22 protein-coding genes are annotated in these 25,874 nt (G+C 63.5%); 9 read left to right on the top strand and 13 right to left on the bottom strand.

From position 1 onward, the window contains the following. Positions 1-7: 7 nt before the first annotated feature. Complete coding sequence (locus tag CEW87_RS02295; protein ID WP_108971280.1) at positions 8-1,717, bottom strand: tetratricopeptide repeat protein; 1,710 nt, start codon at positions 1,715-1,717, stop codon at positions 8-10. 192 nt (positions 1,718-1,909) lie between these two features. On the opposite strand from CEW87_RS02295, the gene mutM reads away from it, so the two are divergent. Further along, positions 1,910-2,731 carry a bifunctional DNA-formamidopyrimidine glycosylase/DNA-(apurinic or apyrimidinic site) lyase gene (mutM, locus tag CEW87_RS02290; RefSeq protein WP_108971279.1) on the top strand — a complete coding sequence of 274 codons (822 nt, stop codon included), beginning with the start codon at positions 1,910-1,912 and terminating at the stop codon, positions 2,729-2,731. 119 nt (positions 2,732-2,850) lie between these two features. After that, positions 2,851-4,812 carry a dynamin family protein gene (locus CEW87_RS02285; RefSeq protein ID WP_234421639.1) on the top strand — a complete coding sequence of 654 codons (1,962 nt, stop codon included), beginning with the start codon at positions 2,851-2,853 and terminating at the stop codon, positions 4,810-4,812. 75 nt (positions 4,813-4,887) lie between these two features. Here CEW87_RS02285 and CEW87_RS02280 read toward each other — a convergent pair whose 3' ends face one another. From CEW87_RS02280 to CEW87_RS02260, 5 genes are read right to left on the bottom strand one after another with little or no spacing between them, the layout of a single operon-like run. Then, positions 4,888-5,139 (bottom strand): YfhL family 4Fe-4S dicluster ferredoxin, encoded by a 252-nt coding sequence (locus tag CEW87_RS02280; protein WP_108949405.1) that lies wholly within the window; start codon positions 5,137-5,139, stop codon positions 4,888-4,890. Positions 5,140-5,155: 16 nt separating this feature from the next. After that, positions 5,156-5,647, bottom strand: coding sequence for a pantetheine-phosphate adenylyltransferase (gene coaD, locus CEW87_RS02275; protein ID WP_108949404.1), 492 nt, complete (start codon positions 5,645-5,647; stop codon positions 5,156-5,158). Beyond that, positions 5,644-6,183, bottom strand: coding sequence for a 16S rRNA (guanine(966)-N(2))-methyltransferase RsmD (gene rsmD, locus CEW87_RS02270; RefSeq protein ID WP_108971278.1), 540 nt, complete (start codon positions 6,181-6,183; stop codon positions 5,644-5,646). Before rsmD ends, coaD begins: the two co-directional genes overlap by 4 nt. Further along, positions 6,180-7,553 (bottom strand): M16 family metallopeptidase, encoded by a 1,374-nt coding sequence (locus CEW87_RS02265; protein ID WP_108971277.1) that lies wholly within the window; start codon positions 7,551-7,553, stop codon positions 6,180-6,182. The genes rsmD and CEW87_RS02265 overlap by 4 nt, the downstream gene beginning before the upstream one ends. 21 nt (positions 7,554-7,574) lie before the next feature. After that, complete coding sequence (locus tag CEW87_RS02260; RefSeq protein WP_108971276.1) at positions 7,575-8,945, bottom strand: M16 family metallopeptidase; 1,371 nt, start codon at positions 8,943-8,945, stop codon at positions 7,575-7,577. A gap of 152 nt (positions 8,946-9,097) precedes the next feature. On the opposite strand from CEW87_RS02260, the gene ftsY reads away from it, so the two are divergent. Genes ftsY through ftsX form a run of 3 tightly spaced genes read left to right on the top strand, consistent with a single transcriptional unit; the run spans position 9,098 to position 11,885 of the window. Beyond that, a complete protein-coding gene (gene ftsY / locus CEW87_RS02255) occupies positions 9,098-10,336 on the top strand; it encodes a signal recognition particle-docking protein FtsY (RefSeq protein WP_108971275.1) in 1,239 nt (412 codons plus the stop codon). Further along, positions 10,333-10,992, top strand: coding sequence for a cell division ATP-binding protein FtsE (locus CEW87_RS02250; RefSeq protein WP_108971274.1), 660 nt, complete (start codon positions 10,333-10,335; stop codon positions 10,990-10,992). Before ftsY ends, CEW87_RS02250 begins: the two co-directional genes overlap by 4 nt. Continuing rightward, the gene (gene ftsX, locus CEW87_RS02245; protein ID WP_108971273.1) at positions 10,989-11,885 is read left to right on the top strand and encodes a permease-like cell division protein FtsX; all 897 of its coding nucleotides are present in this window, start codon (positions 10,989-10,991) and stop codon (positions 11,883-11,885) included. The genes CEW87_RS02250 and ftsX overlap by 4 nt, the downstream gene beginning before the upstream one ends. A 59-nt stretch (positions 11,886-11,944) precedes the next feature. Here ftsX and CEW87_RS02240 read toward each other — a convergent pair whose 3' ends face one another. Beyond that, a complete protein-coding gene (locus CEW87_RS02240; RefSeq protein WP_108971272.1) occupies positions 11,945-12,727 on the bottom strand; it encodes an ion transporter in 783 nt (260 codons plus the stop codon). Positions 12,728-12,942: 215 nt separating this feature from the next. Here CEW87_RS02240 and ahpC point away from each other — a divergent pair, with 215 nt between their 5' ends. The 3 genes from ahpC to CEW87_RS02225 all read left to right on the top strand — a co-directional run bounded on the left by ahpC (position 12,943) and on the right by CEW87_RS02225 (position 15,873). After that, positions 12,943-13,506, top strand: coding sequence for an alkyl hydroperoxide reductase subunit C (gene ahpC, locus CEW87_RS02235; protein WP_108971271.1), 564 nt, complete (start codon positions 12,943-12,945; stop codon positions 13,504-13,506). A 126-nt stretch (positions 13,507-13,632) separates the two neighbouring features. Then, the gene (gene ahpF, locus CEW87_RS02230) at positions 13,633-15,186 is read left to right on the top strand and encodes an alkyl hydroperoxide reductase subunit F (protein WP_108971270.1); all 1,554 of its coding nucleotides are present in this window, start codon (positions 13,633-13,635) and stop codon (positions 15,184-15,186) included. Between the two features lie 192 nt (positions 15,187-15,378). Continuing rightward, positions 15,379-15,873, top strand: a complete 495-nt coding sequence (locus tag CEW87_RS02225) for an acyl-CoA thioesterase (protein WP_108949396.1) — start codon at positions 15,379-15,381, stop codon at positions 15,871-15,873. A gap of 17 nt (positions 15,874-15,890) precedes the next feature. Here the strand turns inward: CEW87_RS02225 and CEW87_RS02220 are convergent, their stop codons facing one another. From CEW87_RS02220 to CEW87_RS02195, 6 genes are all read right to left on the bottom strand, one after another. Continuing rightward, the gene (locus tag CEW87_RS02220; protein WP_108949395.1) at positions 15,891-17,021 is read right to left on the bottom strand and encodes a sodium ion-translocating decarboxylase subunit beta; all 1,131 of its coding nucleotides are present in this window, start codon (positions 17,019-17,021) and stop codon (positions 15,891-15,893) included. Positions 17,022-17,074: 53 nt separating this feature from the next. Continuing rightward, positions 17,075-17,473, bottom strand: coding sequence for an acetyl-CoA carboxylase biotin carboxyl carrier protein subunit (locus CEW87_RS02215; RefSeq protein WP_108971269.1), 399 nt, complete (start codon positions 17,471-17,473; stop codon positions 17,075-17,077). Positions 17,474-17,481: 8 nt separating this feature from the next. Continuing rightward, on the bottom strand, positions 17,482-17,913 hold the full coding sequence (locus tag CEW87_RS02210) for an OadG family transporter subunit (RefSeq protein WP_108971268.1): 432 nt from the start codon (positions 17,911-17,913) through the stop codon (positions 17,482-17,484). 19 nt (positions 17,914-17,932) lie between these two features. Beyond that, complete coding sequence (locus CEW87_RS02205) at positions 17,933-19,486, bottom strand: acyl-CoA carboxylase subunit beta (protein WP_108971267.1); 1,554 nt, start codon at positions 19,484-19,486, stop codon at positions 17,933-17,935. Between the two features lie 117 nt (positions 19,487-19,603). After that, entirely contained in the window at positions 19,604-23,062 is a 3,459-nt protein-coding gene (locus tag CEW87_RS02200) for an EAL domain-containing protein (protein WP_159098062.1), read from the bottom strand. An 8-nt stretch (positions 23,063-23,070) separates the two neighbouring features. Continuing rightward, positions 23,071-23,871 (bottom strand): substrate-binding periplasmic protein, encoded by an 801-nt coding sequence (locus CEW87_RS02195; RefSeq protein WP_108971265.1) that lies wholly within the window; start codon positions 23,869-23,871, stop codon positions 23,071-23,073. 543 nt (positions 23,872-24,414) lie between these two features. Between CEW87_RS02195 and CEW87_RS02190 the strand changes: the two genes are divergently transcribed. Further along, positions 24,415-25,872 (top strand): circularly permuted type 2 ATP-grasp protein, encoded by a 1,458-nt coding sequence (locus tag CEW87_RS02190; protein ID WP_108971264.1) that lies wholly within the window; start codon positions 24,415-24,417, stop codon positions 25,870-25,872. Positions 25,873-25,874: the final 2 nt, after the last annotated feature.

The following is a 25,874-nucleotide window of genomic DNA, read 5'->3' as shown; positions in this document are numbered from 1 at the left end:
GCGGCCCTCACTGTTTGCGCAGGCGCAGGGCGGTGCTGCGCAGGGCTTCGTTGTCGGGGTGTTCGGCAAGCGCGTCGTTGAGCAGCGTTTCGGCTTCATCGCGGCGGTCGAGCGTCCACAGGACCTCGCTCAGGTGTGCTGCGATCTCAGGGTCGGGGCGCATCGAGTAGGCGCGCTGGAGGTGCTCGAGCGCGGCTTCGTTGTCGCCAAGGCGGAAGCTGACCCAGCCCAGACTGTCGAGGATGAAGGCATCGTCCGGCGCAAGCTCGTGTGCGCTGGCGATCAGCCGCTCTGCCTCTTCCAGGCGAATGCCGCGGTCGGCAAGCGAGTAGCCGAGCGCGTTCTTGGCGTGTGCATGATCAGGCGTCAGCGCAATCACCTTGCGCAGACGTCCTTCCATGACCTCAAGCCGGTCCAGGCGCTCGGCGAGCATGGCGGACTCGTAGAGCAGGTCGGCATCGTCGGGCGCTTGCAGCAAGGCTTCGTCGATAACGTTGAAAGCATCCTCCGTGCGGCCGGCTTCGCGCAGCATCTGCGCCTCGGCAAGCTGGAAGCGCCTGTTCAGGTTCGCGTCCTCGGTCGGTGTCTGCAGCAGGTTGCGTGCTTCATCCATCTGACCTTCGCGCGCCAGGCTGTGCGCGCTGCGGATGCGGGCTTCGGCGTATTGCGCGCCCGGGCCGACGGATTCGAACCACTTGCGCGCGGTCGCGCCGTCCTTGCGTTGTTCGGCGACCTGTCCGAGATGAAGCCGGATGGCGTCGGCTTCGGGATGGCCGGCCTCCAGTGCCTGTTTCAGCAAGGGCTCGGCCGCGCTGGGATCGTCAAGCTGCAGTGACAGCAGCGCAACCGCGTAGAGCAGGTCGCGATCGCCCGGTGCGCTGTCCAGCAGCGCCCGGAACTCGGTGCGCGCGGTTTCGAACTGCTTGGCGGCAATCAGGCTGCGCGCATAGCCCAGGCGGAGGTTGCGGTTGTCCGGCTGGCGCGCAGTCGCCTCCTGCAGCAGGTGGCTTGCTTCAGTATGGGCGCCGGTCTGCATCAGGAGCTGGGCCTTGAACAGCAGGCCGGTCTCCCAGTCCGGGCGCAACAGCAGCGAGGCGTTGATCGCAGTCAGCGACTCCATCGGACTGCCGGCAATCGTAGCCGCCTGAGCGCGTGCGAAATGCGCTTCCGGGTGGTCGAGATAGGGCTCGGTGAGGCGAATCACCATCGACTGGGCGGCTTGCTTGTCCTCCAGTCGCGACAAGGCCCGGTTCAGCCCCATCAGGTTGGCGTCGAGATTCGCAGGCGTCTGTGCGAGCGCACGTGCCAACTGGATCTGAACGTCTTCCAGGCGGCCTCCGTGCGCACTGACCACGCCTGCGAGCAGGCGCTTGGCCTCTTCCGAGCTGGGGTCGGCTTCACTCCAGATGCGCGCGGCCTCGGCAGCCATGTCGGCGTTGCGCGCAAACAGTGCCACCTCGGCGGCGCGGCGCGCGATGCGCGGGTCGCGTGTATCGCGCGCCATCTCTAGGTAGAGCTGCGCGGCAAGGCCGATCTGCCCGCGGGCGCCGGCGATTTCCGCCAGCAGGAAACGATAGAGCGTCTGCGGGGTGAGCTCCTGTGCCGGCAGCGTGCTTGCAGCTGGCGCTTCCTGTGCAAGGGCAAAGGCGCCCGGCGACAGGCCCAGCAAGAGGGCGGTGCCGAGGTGTGCTAGGCGGCGGGCAATGGTGCGATTCATAAGGCGGTCCGGCTGGTTCCGTGGGCTCGGCTGGCAGGCTTTGCAGGTTCGGGGCGCTGCATGTGGTGCAGGTCTGCGATGCAGGTACTATGCCTTGGAGGGCTGTTCTAGAATTCGGTTCGCCTCATGGTAGGCACTTTGCCCCCGCGCCGGCAAGTTGCCCGCGCTTCAGCCCACTCTTCCGGATCGCCGATGCCCGAGTTGCCCGAAGTCGAAACCACCTGTCGCGGCGTCCGCCCGCATGTCGAGGGACGTGTGCTGACGGGGCTTGCGGTGCGTAATCCGCGCTTGCGCCTGCCCGTTCCGCCGATCCTGGCCGGGGAGGTGTGCGGACGCAGCCTGGCTCGCGTGTGGCGCAGGGCAAAGTATCTGGTGTTCGATTTCGGCAATGGTAGCGTGATCGTGCATCTTGGCATGTCGGGCAGCCTGAGGGTGATCGATCCCGACGAGCCTGCCGGTGTGCACGACCATGTGGATTTCGTCTTTGGCGATCGCGCCTTGCGTCTGCGCGATCCGCGCCGCTTCGGTCTGGTTGTGTGGCAGCAGGGCGCGGCCGAGACGCATCCGCTGCTCGCCTCGCTCGGGCCGGAGCCACTGGGCGACGCTTTCGACGGCGAGTGCCTGTATCGGCTGAGTCGCGGCTTGCGTGCGCCGGTGAAGCATGTGCTGATGGACAGTCATCGCGTCGTGGGGGTGGGTAATATCTACGCGTCCGAAAGCCTGTTCCGGGCCCGCATTCATCCGCTGGAGCAGGCGGGACGCATCGGGCTGGCACGTTACCAGCGCCTCGCCGAGGCGGTGCGGGCGACCTTGAGCGCCGCAATCGAGGCCGGAGGCAGTACCCTGAGGGACTTCGTCGGTGGCGATGGCCAGCCCGGCTATTTTCAGCAGCAGTACTTCGTTTACGGACGCGACGGCGAGTCGTGCCGGGTCTGCAGTACGCCGGTCGAGCGGCTTGTGAGCGGGCAGCGGGCGGGTTTTTTCTGCCCGCAGTGCCAGCGGCGGGGGCGCTGAGCCCGTGGCAGCATGGCAGACGAGGGGACGAAGGAATGGCACGCCGGTGCGATCGGCGCTATGCTCACGGAGTGAGCGTCATGCGCGCTCAAAGTATTGGCAGAACAGGTGAATTGATCATGACTCTGGCAGAACAGTTTTCCGCCTACAGCCGCTGGCGCGGCGCGGCCATGGAATCGGTGGCGCGTTTGCGCAGCTGGTTGACGCGCAACGATGTTGGCGATGCACAGGCCGACCTCCGCCTGCAGTACGTGATCGAGCGCCTGCGCGAAGACAAGCTGACGATTGCATTTGTCGCCGAATTTTCGCGTGGCAAGTCCGAGCTGATCAACGCCATCTTCTTCTCCGATTACGGGGATCGCATTCTTCCGTCCAGCGCTGGCCGCACCACCATGTGCCCGACCGAGCTGCAATGGACTGCCGGGGCGACGCCGGAGTTGCGGCTGCTGCCGATCGCGACCCGGGTGTTGCAGGCGCAGGTCAGCGAACTCAAGCTCAAGGCCGATGAATGGACCGTGGTGCCTCTTGAGGCCGGTTCTGCCAAGGAACTGCAGGGCGCGCTGGCGCGCGTCGGCGAGGTGCACCGGGTGAGCCAGGACGAGGCCGAGCGCCTCGGGTTCAAGGTGGATCCCCGGGGCGATGACGGTCTGAAGCCCGGCAACGATGGTCTGGTGGAAGTGCCGAGCTGGCGCCATGCCGTGATCCAGTTCCCCCACCCCTTGCTCGAGCAGGGGCTGGTGGTGCTCGATACGCCGGGTCTGAATGCCATTGGCGCCGAGCCCGAACTGACCCTGTCGCTGCTGCCCAATGCGCATGCGGTGCTTTTCATCCTGGCTGCCGATACCGGTGTGACCCAGAGCGACCTGGCGGTATGGCGTGAGTACGTCAGCGTCGGTCAGGGCCGGCAGAAGGGGCGCATGGTCGTGCTCAACAAGATCGACGGCCTGTGGGACGGACTGCGCGATGATGCCCGGATCGAGGCTGAGATTGCGCGCCAGGTTCAGACCGTTGCCGACACGCTGGACGTGGAGCCGCAGGCGGTTTTCCCCGTCTCTGCGCAAAAGGGGCTGGTCGCGCGGGTCAATGGGGATGCGTCGCTGCTGGCGCGCAGTCGCCTGCCGGAACTCGAGCGCGCGCTGACGGAAGACCTGCTGCCGACCAAGCAGGAAATCGTGCGCGAAAACACGCTCGGCGAAACCTCCGACCTGGTGCACCAGACCACTGCGCTGCTGGATGCGCGGCTCTATGGCGTGCGCGAGCAGTTGCAGGAGCTTACCGATCTGCGCGGCAAGAACCAGAACGTCATCGAATACATGATGCGCAAGATCCGGGTCGAAAAGGAAGAGTTCGAGCAGGGGCTGCAGAAATACTATGCGGTGCGCTCGGTGTTTTCCAATCTGACCAATAACCTGCTCACGCATCTGGGCCTGGATGCATTGCGCAACGAGACCCGCCGCACGCGCGAGGCCATGCTGGAGTCGAGTTTCAGCCGCGGGCTGCGTGATGCGATGGAAGGTTTTTTCGCTCATCTGCGCGGCAATCTCAGCCAGTCTACCTCTGAGATTGCCGAGATCACCCGCATGCTCGACAGCATGTACAAGCGTTTCAGTGTCGAGCATGGTCTGCAGCTGACGTCGCCGGAGGCGTTTTCGACGCAGCGCTACGAGGCGGAACTCGACCGTCTGGAAAAGGCGTTCAATCGCCAGATCAACACCACGCTGACGCTGGTGACCACCGAAAAGCACACGCTGACGCAGAAGTTTTTCGAGACGGTTGCGGTTCAGGCGCGTCGCACCTTCGAAGTGGCAAACCGTGATGTCGAGCAATGGCTGCGAGCGGTGATGTCACCGCTCGAGACTCAGGTGCGCGAGTATCAACTGCAACTCAAGCGTCGCCTTGAGAGCGTGAAGCGAATCCATCAGGCCACGGATACGCTGGAAGACCGGGTGGACGAGCTCAAGCAGGCCGAGGCCGGCATGCTGGTTCTGCTTGGAGAACTGGCCGCAATTGAGGCTGACATCATGCGCGCCTTGGGTGCGCAACCGGCAGCAGAGGCGGAGCAGCAAGCCCGGGTCGCCTGAGCGACGAGCCGAGCAGACAAAAAAGGGGCGAACGCAGCGTTCGCCCCTTTCTGTTTTCAGCCTGCTTGAGGCTGATCAGCTCTTCGCGGTCAGCTTGACGAATTTCTCCATCAGCTGTTCCTTGGTCTCGACGTTGTTCGGATCGAGCGGGATACAGTCGACCGGACAGACTTGCTGGCACTGTGGCTCGTCGAAGTGGCCTACGCACTCGGTGCACTTGTTGGGGTCGATCTCGTAGATTTCGTCACCCTGATAGATCGCGCCGTTGGGGCATTCGGGTTCGCAGACGTCGCAGTTGATGCATTCGTCGGTAATGATGAGAGACATGTGGATTGCTTCCTTGCTATCGCTTTAAATTCACTTTGTGCTGCAACTGCGCAAGCACGCTTGCCTGCACGAACTTGCTAACGTCCCCGCCCAGGCGGGCAATCTCGCGCACCATGGTGGCAGAGATGAACATGTATTCCTCGGCGGGCGTCAGGAATACCGTTTCGACGTCCGGGTAGAGCTTGCGGTTCATCCCGGCCATCTGAAACTCGTACTCGAAGTCGGAAACCGCACGCAGGCCGCGCAATACGACCCGAGCGCGCTGAGCGCGAACGAAGTCCATCAGCAGTCCGCTGAAGCCCGTGACCCGAACATTCGGAAAAGGGCTCAGAACCTCCTGTGCAATGGCGACGCGTTCATCCAGACTGAAAATCGGGCCTTTGCCCGGGCTCGCAGCCACCGCTACCACGACTTCCTCAAACAACAGTGCTGCGCGTCTTACGATATCTTCGTGTCCCCGCGTGAACGGGTCGAAGGTCCCTGGGTATAGCGCCACCACATCCTTCATTTCTGCGTTCCCTGCATGAGATGGAAATGAACCTGTCCGGCGTGACCCTGTTTGACTGTCTGCCATCCGCCCAGGTGCGTCACCGTCGACTCCGATTCGACATACAGCCATCCATCCGGCTGCATGATCCTGTCGATCAGAGGCGCCACGCGCTCGATCCAGCCCTGCCTGTATGGCGGATCAAGAAACACCACATCGAACTTCCGAGGGGTGGATTGCAGGAATTTTACCGCATCGCCGTGAATGATCTCTACCTGCGACGCTCGTAGGGTTTCTGCAGCCTGCTTCAACGCACCAAAAGCACGAGGGTCGTACTCGACCATCGTGACCTTTTCGGCACCGCGCGAGGCCGCTTCGAACCCCAGAATGCCCGTGCCGGCAAAGAGGTCGAGGCAGTTCAGCCCGTCCAGATCCTGTCCGAGCCAGTTGAACAGCGTCTCACGCACACGGTCGGGCGTGGGGCGCAGTCCGGGTACGCGGGCCACGTCGAGCAGGCGGGAGCGCCATTCGCCGCCGACAATGCGAACACGACTCATCGGCCCTTGTCACCTGCGCTGCTTGTGGCCTCAGTGTCGCCGTCACCGCCGGCAATGATGGTCACGAGGTGCTCGGGGCGGATGCGGCGCGAGAACGCGTCACGCACCTGTTCGCGGGATACCGCAGCCACCGCACGCGGGTAGCGGTCGAGCCAGTCGAGCGGAAGCTGGTAAAAGCCGATCATGGCGACATAGTCGAGGATCTTGCGGTTCGAGTCCAGACGCAGGCCGAAGCCATTGACCAGGTTGTCCTTGGCCGCCTGCAGTTCGGCCGCGGTCGGACCGTCGGCGATGAAGGTGTTGAGGGTGTCATTCACCACCTTGAGCGCTTCGGTGGTCTGCGTGCCACGGGTTTGCAGGCCGATCTCGAACGGCCCCGCGACCTGCTGCGGTGCGAAGTAGCTGTAGACGCTGTAGGCGAAGCCCCGCTTCTCGCGCACTTCACGCGTCAGGCGGGAAACGAATCCGCCGCCGCCAAGCACGTAGTTGCCGACAAGCAGCGGGAAATAGTCGGCGTCTTCACGCGCCATTCCCGGCTGTCCGATCACGATGTGCGCCTGTGCCGAGGGGTGGGCGATGCGCAGGGTCTGCGCCGTGGGCTGCACGGGCGCAGCCAGGGGGGGCGTGTCGACGCCTGCGGGAAGGCGGCTCGTCAGGCGGACGGCAATCTGTTCGGCGGTGGCACGGTCCACGTCGCCCACGATGCTGACCGAGGCGTACCGGGCGGCGTAGTGGTCGCGGTGAAAGGCGAGCAGGTCGTCGCGGCTGATGGCGGCGAGCGATTCGGTCGTGACATTCCTGCCGTAGGGATGGCCCGAGTAGGCGACTTCATTGAAGCTGCGCGCAGCCAGCGTCCCCGGCTTGGTGAGGGATTCACGCAGGCCGGCGATTGCGCGCTCGCGTTCGCGATCGAGCACTGCCGCAGGAAAGGTCGGGTCCGAGACCAGCGTGGACGCCAGGTCGATAGCGGCATTGAGCTCTTTGGCTGACGACAGGCTGCGGATCGACAGGTTGCTGCGATCGTTGTCGGTGCCACCGCCGATCTGGGCGCCGATGTCCGCACTGAGGTCGGACACCGCCTGTTCGTCGAGTGTACCGGCGCCAGCATCGAGCAGGCCCCGGGTGAGTCCTGCCAGGCCGGCCTTGTCTGCCGGTTCGACGGCGCTGCCAGCGGCAAAGTCGATCTGGATGTCCACCAGCGGCAGGGCCCGGCTTTCGACGAACTGGACGCGGGCGCCGGTGCTGGCCGTCCATTGCTGTATGTCCGGTCCGGCCAGCGCCGTATTGCCGAACAGGAGGATGCCGGCCGCAAGGGTCAGGCTATTGCGCAGCAGCGTTGTGGCTGCCGGGAAAGCGGTGCGTACTGTCATTGAGAGCGGTCTTCCGGAAGGTCAGTGACGGATGGCGGAAAGCGGTGCGCGCGGGGTCTTTTCGCTCACGGGCAGTGGGTCCAGGCGGGCGATGCTCAGGGTGTCGTCGCTGAAATACCGCTGTGCGACTGCGCGTACCTCGTCGGCCGTGACCTCGCGCAGACCTTCGAGCAGACGCTCGTCGTCGCGCCAGGACAGGCCGGCGGCTTCGATATAGCCGATCTCCATCGCCTGCCCCATCAGGGAGTCGCGCTTGTAGACCTTGCTCGCGAGCGCCTGGGTCTTGACCCGGTTGAGTTCGGTCTCGCTGACGCCTTCGTCGCGAATGCGTTGCAGTTCAGCGCGCAGGGCGGTTTCAAGGCTGTCCATGCTCTGTCCTGCCGCCGGCACGCCGTCGAGATAGAACAGGGAGGGGCCACGGCCGGTACCGTCGTAGCCGGCCCCGGCCGACATCGCGATCCGTCTGTCGCGTACCAGGCGACTGTTGAGGCGGGCGCCGTCGTAGCCGTCGAGAATGGCGGCCAGAACCTGCAGGGCATAGGCGTCGCGGTCGCCTGCGGGATTGCGCAGTGCCGGTACCTTCCAGGCCATGGACAGGTAAGGCAGTTCGGCAGGCGCTCTCACCACCGCGCTGCGCGGCCCCTGCTGTTCGGGTTCGGTGCTGATCCTGCGCTCGGGCAGGGTGTTCGCCTTGATCTTGCCGTAGCGCTCGCGCGCCAACTCGAAGACCGACTTGTGGTCGACATCGCCGACAACGACGAGATAGGCATTGTTGGGGGTGTACCAGCGGCGGTACCACGCCCTTGCATCCTCGGCCTTCATCGCATCGAGGTCGCTCATCCAGCCGATGACCGGACGGCGGTAGGGATGAGCCTGAAAGGCCGTCGACATCAGCTGCTCGTACACGAGCGCGCGGGGCTGGTCGTCGGTACGCAGACGGCGCTCCTCCTGGACCACCGCGAGTTCGCGTGCGAACTCGTCGTCAGTGATGACGAGGTTGCGCATGCGATCCGCTTCGAGGGTCATCATCTGGCCGAGCTGCGACGGCGGGACCTGCTGAAAATAAGCCGTGTAATCCTTGCTGGTGAAGGCGTTGTCACGCCCGCCCACAGCGGCAACGCGCTTGTTGAATTCGCCGGCCTTCAGCGTCTTCGTGCCCTTGAACATCAGGTGTTCGAGCACATGGGCGACGCCGGAGACGCCTTCGGGTTCATCCATCGAGCCGGTGCGATACCACACCATGTGCACGACCGACGGTGCCCTGCGGTCTTCCTTGACGATCACCTTCATGCCATTTGCGAGCGTGGTCTCGAATGGGTTGGCGTGGGCGCCCAGGCTGAGCAGCAGCGTGGCACCGGCAAGCAGCAAACTTGGAAAGGTCTGGTGAAACATGGGGATGTCCTGCATCTGATAGAATTCGGGGCGCCATGCTCGCTTCGGCCGAAGCCGGAACGACGCGGAGCCGCATCTTAGTCCTATCCGGATTGCAGCGCCCGCTCAGTGCGATGGCGCCCACCCGAACGATCCCTCTGACCCGAGCGCCCATGTTTGGTTTCTTCAAGAAGTCCGGCAAGTCCGAAAAGCCTGCCGTAACGCCGTCTGCCGACGATCCGTCCGCGCCCTCAACCACTGAAACCGCAGCACCTGCCCCTGCGCCCGCGCAGCAGCCCGAGGAAAAGCCTGCGGTGCCTGCGAAACCGGCGACGGAAGCGGTCGAGCCTGCTGCCCCCAAGGCGGCCGAAACGCCGAGGCCTGATGAATCCGCGCCTGCAGCGCCCGCCGCGGTCACCCCTGCAGTGGCGGCGCCCGCTGTCGAACCCGCGGCTGCGCCCAAACGCTCGTGGACAGAGCGCCTCAAGGCCGGCCTTTCGCGGACCCGACAGCAGTTCGGCGGCGGGCTGGCGAACCTGTTCGGACGCAGGAAGATTGATGAGGATCTGCTCGAAGAGCTCGAGTCAACGTTGCTGATGGCCGACTGCGGGGTGGATGCCACCCAGCACCTGATCGACGACTTGCGCCTGCGCTGGAAGCGCGACAAGCTCGAAACGGCCGACCAGTTGCAGCAGGCGCTGGCCGACGGCCTGCACAAGATCATCGCGCCGCTCGAACAGCCGCTCGATGTCTCCGGCCACAAGCCCTACATCATCATGATTGCGGGGGTGAATGGCTCGGGCAAGACGACTTCGATCGGCAAACTCGCCAAGTACTTCCAGCTTCAGGGCAAGAGCGTGCTGCTGGCCGCGGGCGATACCTTCCGCGCCGCTGCGCGTGAGCAGCTGATGACCTGGGGGCAGCGCAACAACGTGACCGTGATCGCGCAGGACGGCGGTGATGCGGCTGCAGTGATCTTCGACGCCATCAACGCTGCGCGTGCGCGCGGCATCGATATCGTGCTCGCCGATACGGCCGGGCGTCTGCCGACCCAGTTGCACCTGATGGAAGAAATCGCCAAGGTGCGCCGCGTCGTGACCAAGGCCGATCCCACCGGTCCGCACGAGGTCGTGCTGGTGCTCGACGCCAACATCGGCCAGAACGCGCTCGCTCAGGTCAAGGCCTTCGATGCCGCCATCGGCGTCACCGGACTGGTGGTGACCAAGCTCGATGGCACGGCCAAGGGCGGCGTGATTGCCGCAATCGCGCGCCAGTGCCCCAAGCCGCTGCGTTTCATCGGCGTGGGCGAGGGTATCGACGATCTGCAGCCCTTCAAGTCGCGTGAGTTCGTCGACGCCCTGTTCGAGCCGCTTGCCGGGTCGAGCGCTGCGGCCAGAGGCGACAAGGCATGATCGTCTTTGAGGACGTTGCCAAACGCTATGCGGGCGGCTACACGGCACTTGCCGGCGTCAGCTTCGAGATTCGCCATGGCGAACTGGTGGTGCTGTCGGGCCACTCCGGTGCGGGCAAGAGCACCCTGCTCAAGCTGATTCCGGCCATTGAACGACCGACAGCGGGCACCGTGCGGATCAACGGCCAGGATGTTTCCCGGCTGCCGTCACGCGCCATTCCCTATCTGAGGCGCAACCTCGGGCTGGTGCTGCAGGAAAGCCGCCTGCTGTTCGACCGTTCGGTGTTCGACAACGTGATGCTGCCGCTGGTCATCACCGGGCACCCGCCCGGCGATGCCGCCAAGCGGGTCGCGGCCGCACTCGAACGCGTGGGGCTGGACGGGCGGGGAAGAGAGATGCCGGCGGGCCTGTCGGGCGGCGAACAGCAACGGGTTGCCATTGCCCGGGCCATTGTCAATCGCCCCTCGATCCTGCTTGCCGACGAACCTACGGCGCATCTGGATCCGGCCACTGCGGCCGGGATTGCCGCCTTGTTCAAATCATTCAACAGTGCAGGTGTCACCGTGCTCGTATCCACCCATGATGCGACCCTGTTCGCCGAGTCCTCGCCGCGTCGGCTGACGCTGGCCAAGGGCCTGCTGACGGAGGGCGCATGAGCAACTGGCTCTATCTGCATTTCAGGGCGATCGCTCAGGCGCTCGGGCGGCTTGCCAGCCAGCCCCTCGGCACCTTGCTGTCGGCGCTGGTGATGGGCATTGCCCTGTCGCTGCCGGCGGGCGGCTATCTGCTGCTGGACAATATTGCTTCGCTTGCGCGTGGGGTCTCGGGCACACCTGAAATCAGCGTCTTTCTCGAAACCGGTGCCGGGGAGGCCGACGCCGCTGCCATCGAGAAGCGCCTGCGCGCCGATCCGCAACTGGCCAGCTTCCGCTTCGTGCCGCGCGACGAAGCCCTGCAGCAACTGGAGAAGGGCGGGCTGGGTGATGTCCTTGGCGGACTTGATGCCAATCCGCTGCCCGACGCCTTCGTGGTGACGCTTCGCACCGGTGATCCGGCTGCCTTCGAAGCACTCACCGGCGAGATGAAGGCCTGGCCCAGGGTGGCGCATGTGCAGCTCGACTCGGGATGGGTGAAGCGGCTGCACGCGCTGCTTGTGCTCGGCCGTTCGGCGGTGCTGATGCTGGCCGGACTGCTCGGCTTTGCGCTGGTCATCGTCACCTTCAACACGATCCGGCTGCAGATTCTGACCCAGCGGGCAGAAATCGAGGTGAGCCGCCTCCTGGGCGCGACCGATCCTTTCATTCGCCGCCCTTTCTACTGGTTCGGCGGTTTGCAGGGCGTGCTGGGCGGACTGGTGGCGCTCGGTGCCGTGTGGTTGGGCGTGGCCGCACTGGCTGCGCCGGTCGCAGGGCTGGCAGAGACCTATGGCGCGGTGTTTTCGCTTGCCGGGCCGCAGTGGCCGGAATCGCTCGCGATCGTGTCGTTTGCGGCTTTTCTGGGCTGGCTTGGTGCGGAGATCTCGGTGCGCCGTCACCTGGCCTCGGCCTGAGGCGTCGTAAGCAGTTTTGATTGCAAAGCGGGCGCCACTGGCGCCCGCTTTGCTTTGTGTCAGGCGTCGTTCTTGAGCGCCCTGACTTCCGTCCTCAGCGCACGTATCTCCGCCATCAGGACTTCGTGATCGACCATGACCAGGGTGCGTGTTTCGTCCTGCTCCTGATGCTCGACCTCGGTCATCGCGTCGACCACGATGGCGATGAAGAGGTTGAGCACCGCGAAGGTGGTGAGCAGGATGAAGAGCACGAAGAAGACCCAGGCCAGCGGATGAACCTCCATCACCGGGCGCACGATACCCATCGACCACGATTCAAGCGTCATTACCTGGAACAGCGTGTAAAAGGACGCGCCGATGGTGCCGAACCACTCCGGGAAGTCCGCTCCGAAGAGCTTGGTGCTCATCACCGATGAGACATAGAACACCAGCAGCAGCAGCGCAAGGACGGAGCCCATGCCGGGCAGGGCACGCAGCAAGGCATTGACCACCTTGCGCATCGACGGAATGACCGACACCAGGCGCAGGGCACGCAGAATTCGCAGGGCGCGCAGCACTGCCATGCCTTCGCCTGTGGGCGCCAGCGTGATGGCGACGATGGTGAAATCGAACAGGTTCCAGCCGCTTGTGAAGAAGCGATGCCGGTAGGCCACGAGCTTGAGTGCGATCTCGACGACGAAGATCGCCAGCGCGAGCCGGTCGAGGGCAATGAGCACCCCACCTGCAGCGCCCATCACCGCTTCCGAGGTTTCCAGCCCGAGGGTGATGGCATTGATGACAATCACCGTGATGATGAAACGTTGAAAACCAATGGATTCAATAAGGGTGCGAAGTGCTGTCATGATCGTGAGGCAGTTTTTAAGGGGGTGGGGAACGCGTCTTTGAGTTGCTTGCGCGGGGCGGGTTCAGATTCAGTAGAATTCAGGTTGGCAATCACCTGGTGGCTTTCGATAGTAAATTCCAATCGAGGCCATCTTCAATCTCAATTAGAGCAAATTCGTTCAAGCGACTATCATTTGTTCGTCGCAGTTACATCAACCCACACGGAGACTCAGCAATGTCCCTGATCAACACCGCAGTTCAGCCTTTCAAAGCTCAAGCCTACAAGAACGGCAAGTTCATCGAAGTGACCGATGCCGATCTCAAGGGCAAATGGTCCGTCCTGATTTTCATGCCGGCAGCCTTCACCTTCAACTGCCCGACCGAGATCGAAGACGCGGCCGAGCACTATGCAGAGTTCGAAAAGGCTGGCGCCGAAGTGTACATCGTTACCACCGATACCCACTTCTCGCACAAGGTGTGGCACGAGACCTCCCCCGCCGTGGGCAAGGCCAAGTTCGCGCTGGTGGGCGATCCGACCCACAAGCTGACCAACGCCTTTGACGTGCATATCGCCGAAGAAGGCCTGGCACTGCGCGGCACCTTCATCGTCAATCCGGACGGCGTCATCAAGACCATGGAAGTGCACGACAACGCGATCGCCCGTGACGTGACCGAAACCGTGCGCAAGCTGAAGGCTGCTCAGTACGTTGCCTCGCACCCGAACGAAGTGTGCCCGGCCAAGTGGAAGGAAGGCGAGAAGACCCTGGCTCCGTCCATCGACCTCGTCGGCAAGATCTAAGTCGTCGCTGTAGTTGCCCGGGCCCACCGGCCCGGCAGCCTTTCGTGCAGCCGGCCACGCGCCGGCTGCGTCGTATCCGGACCACCGAAAACATCGGAAGTCCTTAATCTCTAGGGAGATGCCATCATGCTGGACGCCAATATCAAGACTCAACTGAAAGCCTATCTGGAACGGGTCACGCAGCCGATCGAGATCGTGGCGTCGCTGGACGATGGCGAGAAGTCGCGCGAGATGCAGGAATTGATCCGCGATGTCGCCGAGCAGTCGGACCTCATCAGCGTCATCGAACGTCGCGACGATACCGAACGCAAGCCCTCCTTCTCAGTCGGTCCCAAGGGCGGAGAAGCGCGCGTGCGCTTTGCCGGCCTGCCGATGGGGCATGAATTTACGTCCCTCATCCTTGCCTTGTTGCAGAGCGCGGGTTATCCGCCCAAGGTCGAGGCGGACGTGATCGAACAGATCAAGAATATCGAGGGCGAATACAACTTCGAGACCTACATCTCGCTGTCCTGCCACAACTGCCCGGATGTGGTGCAGGCACTCAACCTGCTCTCCATCCTCAACCCGAACATCTGCCACACCATGATCGATGGCGCGCTGTTCCAGAGCGAAGTGGAAGAGCGTCAGATCATGGCCGTGCCCACGGTCTACCTGAACGGTCAGGAATTCGGTCAGGGGCGCATGGAACTGGCCGAGATCATCGGCAAGATCGATACCGGCGCCGAGAAGCGTGAGGCAGCGAAAATTGCCGCCAAGGACGCGTTCGACGTGCTCATCGTCGGTGGCGGCCCGGCGGGTGCAGCTGCCGCGATCTACGCCGCACGCAAAGGCATTCGCACCGGCATCGTGGCCGAGCGTTTCGGTGGCCAGGTGATGGATACCATGGGGATCGAGAACTTCATCTCGGTGCAGGAAACCCAGGGGCCGAAGCTGGTTGCGGCGCTCGAAGAGCACGTCAAGCAGTACGACGTCGACATCATGAACCTGCAGCGTGCGGCCAGGCTGGTGCCGGGCGACATGACTGAAGTGCAGCTCGAGAACGGTGCCTCGCTCAAGGCCAAGACCGTGATTCTGGCGACCGGCGCACGCTGGCGCGAGATGAACGTGCCGGGCGAGCAGGCGTTCCGTGGCAAGGGCGTGGCCTACTGCCCGCACTGCGACGGTCCGCTGTTCAAGGGCAAGCGTGTGGCGGTGATCGGCGGCGGCAACTCGGGCGTCGAAGCGGCGATCGACCTTGCCGGCATCGTGGCCCATGTCACCCTGCTCGAGTTCGCCGACACCTTGCGCGCCGATGCTGTGCTGCAGAAGAAGCTCTACAGCCTGCCCAACGTCACCGTGATCAAGAGTGCCCAGACCACCGAAGTGACCGGTACCGACAAGGTCAATGGCCTGATGTACAAGGACCGCAGCACCGACGAGGTGAAGCGGGTCGAGCTCGAGGGCATCTTCGTCCAGATCGGCTTGCTGCCGAACACGGACTTCATGAAGGGCGCGATCGAGCTGTCGCGTTTCGGCGAAGTGATCGTCGACGCCAAGGGCCAGACCTCAGTGCCGGGCATCTTTGCCGCCGGTGACTGCACCACGGTGCCGTACAAGCAGATCATCATCGCCATGGGCGAGGGTTCCAAGGCTGCGCTGAGCGCCTTCGATCACCTGATCCGGAGTTCGGTCGAAGCCTGACCAAAGCGCAGCATCGCATCACGAATGCCCCGCCAGCGAGCGGGGCATTTTTTCGATGTGCCCGTGAGCTGAAAGCGAACCGAAAGTGCGCTGATGGCAGGATGTGTCCGCATCTGGCGCACAGCCGTGCGCCCGGGCGCCGGATCATGCGAATATAGGGCACCCCCCAACACTCAGTCGGAAGCAAGAACAATGGATTTGCCTGCACACCAGCTCACGATGACCGTCCTCATGACCCCGGAGATGGCCAACTTTTCCGGCAAGGTGCACGGTGGTGCCATCCTGCGACAGCTCGACCAGGTGGCTTATGCCTGCGCCAGTCGCTACGCCGCACGCTACTGCGTGACGCTCTCTGTCGATCAGGTGATGTTCCGTCAGCCGATCATGGTGGGCGAGCTGGTGACCTTTCTCGCCAGCGTGAACTACACCGGCAAGTCTTCGCTCGAGGTCGGCATCAAGGTGGTGGCGGAGAACATCCGCACCCAGGAAGTGCGCCATGCCAACAGCTGCTTCTTCACCATGGTTGCGGTGGACGACGAGGGCAAGCCGGTGCCGGTGCCGCCGCTACGGCCGTTCAGCCCCGAGGAGAAGCGCCGTTTCGAGGCCGCTGCGGCACGCAAGGCGCTGCGCCTTGAGCTGGAGAGGCGTTTTGCCGAAACGCATGGCAATGAGGGCAAGCGGGGCTGAGGCCGGCGCGGCCTGGCTCAGTTTCCGAGTCTGGCGATGAAGTAACCGGCGACGACGGCAGTGCCGATGACGCCGGCCACGTTCGGCCCCATCGCATGCATCAACAGAAAGTTGCCGGGGTCGGCGCGCTGACCTTCCACCTGACTGACCCTCGCCGCCATGGGGACGGCAGACACGCCAGCCGAACCGATCAGCGGATTGATCTTCTCTTTCGACACCAGGTTCATCAGCTTGGCCATCAGCACGCCCGATGCCGTCGAGATGGAAAAGGCGACGATGCCCAGGCTCAGGATCTTCAGCGTTTCCAGCTGCAGGAAGCGCTCACCGGTCATGGTGATGCCGACCGAGGTGCCGAGCAGGATGGTGACGATGTTGATGATTTCGTTCTGTGCAGCCTTGCTCAGACGCTCTGTCACGCCGCACTCGCGCAGGAAATTGCCCAGCATCAGCATCCCGATCAGGGCTGAGGCGGCGGGCACCAGCAGGATGACCAGCACGGTGACCACCAGCGCGAAAATCAGCTTCTCGGTCTTCGATACCTGACGCAGCGAGCGCATGCGGATGGCGCGCTCTTTGGTGGTGGTCAGCGCGCGCATGATCGGGGGTTGGATCAGCGGTACCAGCGCCATGTAGGAATAGGCCGCCACCGCGATCGGCGCCAGCAGTTCGGGCGCGAGCTTGTTGGCGAGAAAGATCGAGGTCGGGCCGTCGGCGCCGCCGATGATGCCGATGGCCGCTGCCTGGTCCGTCGAAAACCCGAGCAGTGCCGCGCCGATGAAGGTGGCGAAGACGCCGAACTGGGCAGCGGCACCGAGCAGGAAGGTGCGCGGGTTGGCGATGACCGGGCCGAAATCCGTCAGCGCGCCGACGCCGAGAAAGATGATCGGCGGGAACAGCTCCAGATGGACGCCCAGCGAGATGTAGTGGAACAGACCGCCCGGGGTGTCGCCCACCGGCGGGTTGACCATGCCCTCGGTGGGCAGGTTTGCCAGCAGCGCACCGAAGGCGATCGGCACCAGCAGCAAGGGCTCGAAGTTCTTGTACACCGCGAGGTAGAGCAGGCCGCAGATGACCACCCACATGATCATCATCTGCAGCGTCACATGGCCGAAGGCGGTGAGCGCAATGAGGTCGTTCAGCATGTCCATCGGGTGGCCTTCGGGTGAGGTGCTCGGGCTGTCGGGGGGCTGTGGCGCACGCTTCAGCCGATGCTCAGGAGGGACTGCCCCTCGGCCACGGCGGTGCCGGTGGCGACGTTGATCGCGGTGACCCTGCCGTCACGCGGCGCGGTGATGTAGGTGTTCATCTTCATCGCCTCAAGGACAACGAGCTGCTGGTTCTGCGTGACGTGCTGACCGAGCGCGACATCGACCGAAACCACCGTTCCGGCAAGCGGGCTGGGAACGTCGCCTGCGCCGCTCGCAGCTGCTGCAACAGGTGGCGGCGCGGGTGGCGCGGCCGCAGCCACTGCGGGGCGAGCGGGGCGCGGAGCGGGTGCCGGGGATGGTGACGGGCTCGCGCTGGAGGGCGCGGCGACATCCAGCTCTTCGACGCTGACTTCGTAGGGGGTGCCGTCAACGGTGATCCTGAAATTTCTCATTGCTTCTCTCATTGATGTCTGCCGACGGGGGGCTGTGCGGGCGCCGGGTCCTGCGCGGGCGCGTCATAGTCGACATGGGGTGGGCCGGGGATGGCCCAGTCCCAGCGCACCCGGTGCGATGAAAACTGCTCGGTGCGACCCTCGCGGGCCCAGGTGACTGCCAGATGGGCTGGCGCCCTCACCGAGACCACCCGTCCGCGTCCGCCGGTCATGACCGCGACGGCGGCCGTGATTGCTGCGACGTGCGCCGCCGGGATGCCGGGCGCAGCGGGTGACGGCCCGGCTGCAAGCGGGGCGACAGCAGCAACGGCGGACGGACGAGGCGCGGCGACCGCGAACAGGCGGCCGATCAGCGCGCTGACCAGCCACAGCAGCGACAGTGCGATGAGCACGACGCTGAAGCCGGTCAGAATGAATGCCAGGGTGTCGGTTACGCTCATCGCTGGTGCTCCCCGGCCCTCACAGCGGGATGTTGCCGTGCTTCTTGGGAGGACGCGTCTCGCGTTTGGAGAGCAAGGAGCGCAGGGCCAGCGACACCGCAGCGCGGGTTCGCCGTGGCTGGATCACGTCATGCACGAACATGCGCGCGGCAGACTGGTAGGGCGATGCGAATTCGGCGCGATACTCGTCGATCAGCTCGCGACGACGTGCGGCCTGGTCTTCAGCCTCGTCGATCTCCTTGCGGTACAGGATGTTGACTGCACCCTCCGCCCCCATGACAGCAATCTCGGCCGTCGGCCACGCCAGCACGAGGTCGGCACCCATGTCGCGCGAGCACATCGCCAGAAAGGCGCCGCCGTAGGCCTTGCGCATGATGACGGTGATCTTGGGGACGGTGCTTGCGCCATAGGCGAACAGCATCTTGGCGCCGTGCCGGATGATGCCCTGCTTCTCCTGCGCCACGCCGGGCAGAAAGCCGGGCACATCGACCAGCGTGACCAGCGGGATATTGAAGATGTTGCAGAAGCGGATGAAGCGCGCCCCCTTGTCCGAGGCGTCGATGTCCAGCGTGCCGGCCTTGACCAGAGGCTGGTTGGCGACAAAGCCGACCACGACGCCATTGATGCGTCCGAGCCCGACGACCAGGTTGGCTGCAAATTCCTGCTGCACCTCCAGAAAGCTGTCCGCGTCGGCCAGGCGGGCGATGACGTCCTTGACGTCGTAGGCAAGCTTGGCATCTGCAGGGAGGAGGTCTTCGATTCCAATGTCGTCCTGCAGCGTGATCTCTTCGCTCAGGCTGTGGGGCGGGTCCATCATGTTGTTCGATGGCAGATAACTCAGCAGCTTGCGCACCAGCTCCAGGGCGTGACGATCATCTTCGGCGATGAAGTGAATGTTGCCCGAGTCACGTGCATGGGCTTCGGCCGAGCCGATTTCTTCCATCGTTGTGTGCTGGCCGGTGACCGCGCGAATGACTTCGGGCCCGCAGATGAACATGCTCGCCGAGTGGCGCGTCATGATCAGAAAATCCATCATCGCGGGGGAGTACACCGCGCCACCCGCGCATGGGCCGCAGATGACCGCAATCTGGGGCACGACGCCGGACATCAGTACGTTGCGGTTGAACACCTGACCGTAGCCCGACAGGCTTTCCACGCCTTCCTGAATACGCGCGCCACCCGAATCGTTGAAGCCGACAAGTGGCATGCCGCCACGTGCGGCATGGTCCATCAACTCGCAGATCTTGCGCGCGTGGACGGCGCCGAGTGAGCCGCCGGCAATCATGAAGTCCTGGCTGAACCCGGCGACCGGGCGCCCGTCGACGAATCCGATGCCGGTGATGACACCATCAGTGGGGAGCGATTTTTTCTCCATGCCGAAGCCACGTGTCTCATGCTGGGCATGAAGGCCGAACTCCTGGAAGGTGTCCCTGGCATAGAGGCCCTGCAGCCGCTCGCGGGCGGTCAGCTGGCCTTTGGCATGACGCCTTGCGATGCGCTCCGGCCCGCCGGAGGCAATGGCCTCGGTCTGGCGTCGCTCAAGGTCGTCGAGTAGCTTCTTGTCAATCGCCATGGATCCTCTTCAGCGCTGGGGGGTGAGCATTGCCGTGCTTCAGGCGAAAAATTTCTTCGCAGGTACAAACCTTAGCATGGTCCGTGTTTCATTCCAGCCTTGCACATGCAGACGGGGTTACTTTCCCGTGCCGGCAGTAAGCGAGCGCTGCTCGACCGATTCCTCGGGGAGGTATTTTGTCCTGCGCCTGGCGGGGCGCTCCGCAAGCTGGATCAATGACCGCAGCTGCAGAATCAGCGTGTCGCGCAGTTCGAGCAGATCGCACATGCCTCGTTCAAGCTCGATCTGTCGACCCTGATCATGCAGCGTGCACAACTGCGTGCCCAGTTCATGGATCGCCCGGTGCAGGGACTGAATCTGCTCCCACGCCTTGTCGCCGCGGCGATGGTTCAGGCCGCCAGCATCCAGCCACTTGCCGAATGCGCATTCATGGCGATCAAGCGGTGGCGGGGCCCCACGTTCGCCCTTGAAGTACTGAATCATGGCGCTGATCCACGCCCGATGTTCGACACTGGCAAAAAGCAGGGGCAGCGCGCTGCGCCTGACGGTCCGGCAAGTTTGCCACGTCGGGTCGGGGCGCCAGGATGCGCACCAGCCGGGTATCGCCTCGGCGGGCATCGGACGCGCGATACCGTAGCCTTGCGCCAGCTCGCAGCCCAGTTGCAGCAGCAACTCCCCGTGTTCCACGGTTTCCACGCCTTCCGCAATGACCTGGCGGCGGAAGGCAGCGGCCAGACCGAGCACGCTTTCGACAATGGCGAGATCGTCAGGGTCGTCGAGGATGTCGCGCACGAAGCTCTGGTCGATCTTGAGCTGGGCCACCGGCAGGCGCTTGAGGTAGGTCAGGGATGAATAGCCGGTGCCGAAGTCATCGAGCGCGAATTTAACGCCGAGATCGCGGCAGGCCTGGATGATCTCCGCGACGCCGGCGAGATCTTCGAGCGCGCTCGTTTCCAGGACTTCCAGCTCAACGCAGGAGGGCAGGATCTGCGGGTGTGCGCTCAGGATCTCGCGCAGGCGGTCTACGAAGCCGGGGTCGCGCAACTGGCGGGCACCCACGTTGATGCTGGCGTGCAGCTCGAGGCCGTGTGCATGCCATGCTTCCATCTGGCTCAGGGTGGAGTCGATCACCCATTCGCCAAGCTCGATCGACAGCGGATGGTTCTCGATGACCGGCAGGAAAGAGGCTGGGAGCAGGAGTCCCTTCTCGGGGTGCTGCCAGCGGATCAGCGCTTCGGCGCCGACCACCATACCGGTGCGCATATTGACCTTGGGTTGGTAATACATGACCAGTTCGTGCTCGGTCATTGCCTGGCGGATGCGTTCGAGACTCTCGTAGTGGCCGCGCACGCTGCGGTCATGATCGGCGTCGAAGACGTGATAACAGTTCTTGCCCGAGAGCTTTGCCTGGTACATCGACTGATCGGCCTGGCGCAGCAACTGGTCGGCATCCACTTCCTCCGTCTGCGGATAGAAGGTGACGCCGACACTGGCCGAAACCTGCAGCACCAGATCGTCGACATGAACCGGCTGGGCGGCAGCAGCGAGCAGACGGGTGAGCATTGTCACACTGTCGGCGACCGCATCGAGATCGACCAGGACCGCAACGAACTCGTCACCGCCCAGGCGGGCGAGCGTGTCGCCCTCGCGCAGCGTCTGGCGCATGCGTGTTGACACGGTCATCAGCAACTGGTCACCCGCGTAATGGCCGTGGTGGTCGTTGACCGATTTGAAGCCGTCGAGGTCGAGATAGGCGACGGCCAGGCGCTGTTTCCGCCGCTGGGCCTGGGCCATGGCCTGGTGCAGGCGATCAGCAAGCAGTACGCGGTTGGGCAGGCTGGTCAGCGCATCGTAGTGGGCAATGTGCTCAAGCTGGCTCTCGTGCTCCTTGAGCCGGGAAATGTCGGAAAACAGTGCCACGTAACGCTGAATATTGCCGTGCTCGTCGTGCACCGCGCTGATGGTCTGCATTTCGGCGAATACCTCGCCATTCTTGCGCCGGTTCCAGACCTCCCCCGACCACTGCCCGTTCTCGACCAGGGTTTTCCACATCGTTGCGTAGAACTCGTCGGACTGACGGCCGGACTTCAGAATACGAGGGTTCTGACCCAGTGCCTCTTTGCGGCTGAAGCCGGTCATGCGGCTGAATGCCGCGTTGACATCGATGATGCTGCCGTCGGGTGCGGTGATCATGATGGCTTCGTGCGCATGGGTGAACACGCTCGCAGCGAGGTGCAGGCGTTCCTCGGCCTGCTTGCGCTCGGTTATGTCGACAATGTCGCCGATGTAGTGCTGCAGCTTTCCCTGGGGGTCGCGTGAGGCGGTGATCGACATCTGCACGTGGTAGAGCGTGCCGTCCTTGCGGCGGTTAACCAGCTGTCCGCGCCAGAATCCGTTGTTGAGCAGCGTGGTCCACATGCGAGTATAGAAGGCCCTGTCATGCGTGCCGGACGCGAGCAGACGGGGGTTGCGGCCAAGGACCTCGGCAGCCTCGTACCCGGTGATGCGGGTAAAGGCTGCGTTTACCGAGATGATGTCGGCGTTGACGTCGGTAATGACGATCGCCTCGGCGCTGGACTCAAAAACCGAGGCATTGATCCGCTGCAGTCGCTCCGCCTCGGCCCGCTGGGCCATCAGCTGGATGCGGCGACGGTAGAACGCACTCGCGATCAGGATGACGGCGAGCAGCGCGGCGCCCACGACGAACACCACCGCCTTGGCTTCGCTGCGCCAGCCTTGCAGCGCCGTATCGCGGTAAAGGTGGGTGACGACGATGAAGGGATACAGGGGCGAGGCGCGGAAGGTGCTCAGTGCGCTGGGCGAATGGCCGCTTTCGTGCTGGAATCGGCCATGTTCGGATTCAGTCAGCATCAGTGCGCTGAGGTCGTCGGCATTGACCGCTCCCGTTCGGGCTTCGGGGTCGTTGGTCATCAGCAGCGTCCCGTCGTATCGCAGCACTTCGATCAGGGCGGTGTCGAGCTTGAGCGTCTGCGACATCTGGTTGACGAAGTGGTCGGGGTTCAGCGCGATCAGGATCGTGCGTGTGCTGTCGCCAAAGGCCAGGCTGCGAGTGACCGGGATGAAGCTCAGGGCATCTGCGTCCAGGGGGGCGTCAGCCGTGGAGGGGCGGCCGCCGGAAAAATCCCGTCCAGCCCAGGGGGCGCCAATGCGCAGGATCTCCCGGGGGCCGTTTACCGGCGGGAGATAACCCTCCAGCGTGATCGTCTTGTCGATATTGGCAGGGTTGGAGCTGGCAATGATCCGGCCATGCTCATCGAGCAGCGACATCGAGCGCAGGTAGGGCGAGTGGCGCAGGATGGCGAGAAATGCCGCTTCGATCGCTTCCAGATCGGGCTGGCCGCCGCTATCGGAAACGGCGGTCGCTGCCGCCAGTTCGGCAACATGCAAGCTCTGTGTCAGGTAGTCCTCGAAGCTGCGGCTGTGGAGGGCCGAGATCTCAAAGCCCGCACGCACTGCGTCCGCGTTCAGGCGCCACAGGGTGTAGCCGGAGATTGCGAGCAGCGCGCCGGAAAACAGGGTGAGCGTGAGCAGGAAGGTCAGGCGCAGTTGGCGCACGCTCTGTGTCACGGCGCAACGATCGGGTCGAGCTTGTGGCGCCGGGCAGCAGCCATCAAGCGGCCGTCACGCTTGATATCGCTGACAAAACGCTCCAGGCGGGCATGCCACTCGTCATCTCCAGGCTGAATTGCATAGGCGTAGGGCGTGACGTGATAGGTGCTCGGGGGCGACACCAGTCGCGCCCACTGTGCATTTGAGAGAAAGCGCTGAATATAGGGGTAGTCGGTCATGAATACGTCGGCGCGGCCCGATTGCACTTCCTGTTCGCGGGCAAAGGGGGTATCGAGTACCAGAAGTTTGGCAGCCTTGAGCTTGCTGCGCATCACCGGTTCATGCAGGGTGCCTCGCGCTACCGCAACGACTGAGTCCGGCTGGTCGATATCGTCCCACTGCTTGATGCGACGGTTGGTTTTCGAGGCAATGGCGTAGATGTCGCTGGCCAGGTGCGGGGTGGTAAAACGCAGTTTCTCCTTGCGCTGTGGCGTGATGCCAACGGCGAACATGGCGACGTCGCACCGGTCTGAACGGATGTCCTCGATCAACCGGGAGAAGGCGCTGTCGACGAACGTGACGCTGACGCCGAGGTCCGAGCCCAGTGCCTGAGCCATATCGATATCGATCCCCGAGAGTTCCTGCGTCTTCGGATTGCGATAACTGATGCCGTAATAGTCGGGCCAGATGCAGACGCGGACCTCCTTGTTTGCGATGACGCGCTCCAGGCGGCCGGGGCTTGCCTGTTGGCCGATGGCCTGTAGCGGAAGCGCGAGGCATATGCTCAGGGTCATTGTCAGGGAAAAGCGGCGCATCGGAATCTTCCTTCTTGGAAACGAGCTCGGGAAATCAGAGGGGGGAAGTCCGGTGGAGCGACATCGCCTGATTTGCCCGGCTCTTTGCAACGGCGAAGATTACCACTTCACAATAGGGATGAATGAGGCGAATTTCGCGCAGTTCAGAAGATACTGCTGATTCTCATCTGTGGGCGAAGTGTGCGCTGCCAGCCCTTGCGAGACAACTGTCCCCGACGTCTGCTGCGCTGCCTCGCGCCATGGCAGGGGGGCCGTCCACCAACCGGAAGTCGTAGTGCGTCGGGCTTCCGAAACTTGCTTGCCGTGCTAGGTGAAGGAAGAGGCAAGAGCGTCTTGCATTACGCATTTGACATGGCTGGCCGGGCAAAGGCGATCGGATGCCAATGTTTCATGTGTATTTCGGTGGGGTGGCAAGGGGCCCGGGTGTCTCCCGGAGCGGGCGAAGAGCGGGCAAGTGCTGCCCGCGCTGGAAAATACTGCGCGGCACGGGTACTGTATGGCGCATCTACCCGCACTTCGCGGGCCGGTACCGCAGAGGGAGCTATGGCACGCATCGATTGGAGCGATTACGCCTGTTCGGGTTTGTACGATGAGCTTGTAACCGAGGACGGGGTGCCCCGGGAAGCAGCCGATGAGCTGTGCCGCTACCTGGCGAGTCTGTCCGCCGAAGAAGTGGCAGAGCTCAAGACCGCAGCCGAGGTGGCGATTCAGGTGATGGGAATTACCTTCACCGTCTATTCGGACGGCAGCATGATCGATCGGGCCTGGCCCTTCGACATCGTGCCGCGAATCATTCCGCTGAAGGAGTGGGCGCGCGTCGAGGCGGGGCTCAAGCAGCGCGTGCATGCGCTCAACCTGTTCATCGACGACCTCTACCACGACCAGCGCATCATCAAGGACGGCGTCTTTCCCGCCGAACTGCTCGAGCAGTCGGTGAATTTCCGCCCTCAATGCGTGGGCGTGAGTCCGCCGCACGGCATCTGGGCACACATCTGCGGTTCGGATCTGGTGCGCGACAAGGATGGCACCATCTACGTCCTTGAAGACAACCTGCGCATCCCCTCCGGCGTGTCCTACATGCTCGAGAACCGCAACGTGATGAAGCGGGTGATGCCCGAGATGTTCGAAACAGGCAGAATCATGCCGGTCGACGACTACCCGTCGCAACTCCACGACATGCTCTCGGCGATGTCGCCGCGTCCGGGCGAGATGCCTTCGATCGCGATCCTGACCCCGGGCATCTATAACTCGGCCTATTTCGAGCACGCCTACCTTGCGCAGCAGATGGGGGTAGATCTCGTCGAAGGTTCCGACCTTATTGTCGGCACCGACGATTGTGTCTACATGCGCACGATCGATGGCCTCAAGCGGGTGGATGTGATCTACCGCCGGGTTGATGATTTGTTCATCGATCCCGAGGCCTTCAATCCTGACTCGATACTGGGCGTGCGTGGCCTGATGCGGTCCTGGCGCGCTGGCAAGGTGGCGCTGTGCAATGCGCCGGGCGCGGGTGTCGCTGACGACAAGGTGGTCTACGCCTTCGTCCCCAAGATCATCAAGTATTACCTCGGCGAAGAAGCGATCGTGCCCAATGTGCCGAGTTATCTGTGCATGTACGAAGAGGATCGACGCTATGTGCTCGACAATCTCGACAAGCTGGTGGTCAAGCCCGCCAACGAATCGGGCGGTTACGGCATGCTGATCGGGCCGCATTCAACCGCGGAGCAGCGGGCCGAATTCGCAGAGCGCATCAAGGCCGATCCGCGCAACTACATGGCGCAGCCGACACTCATGCTGTCTGCCGCGCCCACACTGTGCGGAGATGGTATCGATCCAAGGCACGTCGATTTGCGTCCATTCATTCTCTCTGCCGGTACCGATACCTATGTGACGACTGGCGGCCTGACACGGGTTGCACTGGTCAAGGGTTCGCTGGTGGTGAATTCATCTCAGGGTGGTGGCAGCAAAGACACCTGGATTGTCGATACCGAGGGAGCCTGAAC

This window comes from Parazoarcus communis, from assembly GCF_003111665.1.
GTDB lineage: Bacteria > Pseudomonadota > Gammaproteobacteria > Burkholderiales > Rhodocyclaceae > Parazoarcus > Parazoarcus communis_B.
This window is presented reverse-complemented; position numbering and strand designations above follow the sequence as displayed.